This window comes from Microbacterium sp. LMI1x-1-1.1 (assembly GCF_040676205.1).
In the GTDB taxonomy this organism is placed as follows: Bacteria; Actinomycetota; Actinomycetes; order Actinomycetales; family Microbacteriaceae; genus Microbacterium; species Microbacterium aquilitoris.
The window spans coordinates 3,570-5,562 of sequence record NZ_JBEGHM010000004.1; the positions used below are offsets into that span (position 1 = coordinate 3,570).

A 1,993-nucleotide genomic window follows, 5' to 3' on the forward strand; every position below is an offset into this window, starting at 1 on the left:
CGCCGGCACAAGAAAAGGCCCAGAGGTTCGGACTCTCATCCGGTCCCTCAGGACCCAACAGCGTGCATGTGCCAGAAGCCTCACCCCGAACCGTTCCAGACCCGAAGGCCGTACTAAATCCGAAGGTCACCCTCCGACACCTTGTCAAATGTTCCACCCATGAGCTCCGGCCGAGAACATTCGTCTCGAAACCGGCTCTGTCACTCCGAAGAGTGCAGTGCTCCTTAGAAAGGAGGTGATCCAGCCGCACCTTCCGGTACGGCTACCTTGTTACGACTTAGTCCTAATTACCAATCCCACCTTCGACGGCTCCCTCCACAAGGGTTGGGCCACCGGCTTCAGGTGTTACCGACTTTCATGACTTGACGGGCGGTGTGTACAAGACCCGGGAACGTATTCACCGCAGCGTTGCTGATCTGCGATTACTAGCGACTCCGACTTCATGAGGTCGAGTTGCAGACCTCAATCCGAACTGGGACCGGCTTTTTGGGATTCGCTCCACCTCACGGTATTGCAGCCCTTTGTACCGGCCATTGTAGCATGCGTGAAGCCCAAGACATAAGGGGCATGATGATTTGACGTCATCCCCACCTTCCTCCGAGTTGACCCCGGCAGTATCCCATGAGTTCCCACCATTACGTGCTGGCAACATAGAACGAGGGTTGCGCTCGTTGCGGGACTTAACCCAACATCTCACGACACGAGCTGACGACAACCATGCACCACCTGTTTACGAGTGTCCAAAGAGTTGACCATTTCTGGCCCGTTCTCGTATATGTCAAGCCTTGGTAAGGTTCTTCGCGTTGCATCGAATTAATCCGCATGCTCCGCCGCTTGTGCGGGTCCCCGTCAATTCCTTTGAGTTTTAGCCTTGCGGCCGTACTCCCCAGGCGGGGAACTTAATGCGTTAGCTGCGTCACGGAATCCGTGGAATGGACCCCACAACTAGTTCCCAACGTTTACGGGGTGGACTACCAGGGTATCTAAGCCTGTTTGCTCCCCACCCTTTCGCTCCTCAGCGTCAGTAACGGCCCAGAGATCTGCCTTCGCCATCGGTGTTCCTCCTGATATCTGCGCATTCCACCGCTACACCAGGAATTCCAATCTCCCCTACCGCACTCTAGTCTGCCCGTACCCACTGCAGACCCGAGGTTGAGCCTCGGGATTTCACAGCAGACGCGACAAACCGCCTACGAGCTCTTTACGCCCAATAATTCCGGATAACGCTTGCGCCCTACGTATTACCGCGGCTGCTGGCACGTAGTTAGCCGGCGCTTTTTCTGCAGGTACCGTCACTTTCGCTTCTTCCCTGCTAAAAGAGGTTTACAACCCGAAGGCCGTCATCCCTCACGCGGCGTTGCTGCATCAGGCTTTCGCCCATTGTGCAATATTCCCCACTGCTGCCTCCCGTAGGAGTCTGGGCCGTGTCTCAGTCCCAGTGTGGCCGGTCACCCTCTCAGGCCGGCTACCCGTCGACGCCTTGGTGAGCCATTACCTCACCAACAAGCTGATAGGCCGTGAGCCCATCCCAGACCGAAAAATCTTTCCAACTGCTGACCATGCGGTCGCAGCTCATATCCAGTATTAGACGCCGTTTCCAGCGCTTATCCCAGAGTCAGGGGCAGGTTGCTCACGTGTTACTCACCCGTTCGCCACTGATCCACAGAGCAAGCTCTGCTTCACCGTTCGACTTGCATGTGTTAAGCACGCCGCCAGCGTTCATCCTGAGCCAGGATCAAACTCTCCGTAAAAGAAAAATACTGACAACGACCGGAATAGGCCGAAGCAGCGAGTTTGAACTGACCAAAGAGATAAATCATTGCTGACTATCCGTTTGCCGACCTCCCGAAAGAAGCCGGACTTTGATCCAAAGGAATCTCACCTCAGCCGAAGCTGAAGTCGAGGTTATTTGGCATTTGACAAGTGCACGCTGTTGAGTTCTCAAGGATCGGATGCTCCCACACCACCCCGCAGGGCTTCGTAGTGAGGCAAC

At 55.5% G+C, this 1,993-nt stretch carries 1 rRNA gene; it reads right to left on the minus strand.

Annotated elements, in window-relative coordinates:
* Positions 1-228 precede the first annotated feature (228 nt).
* Positions 229-1,751, minus strand: a 16S ribosomal RNA gene (locus MRBLMI1x_RS14520).
* Positions 1,752-1,993 lie beyond the last annotated feature (242 nt).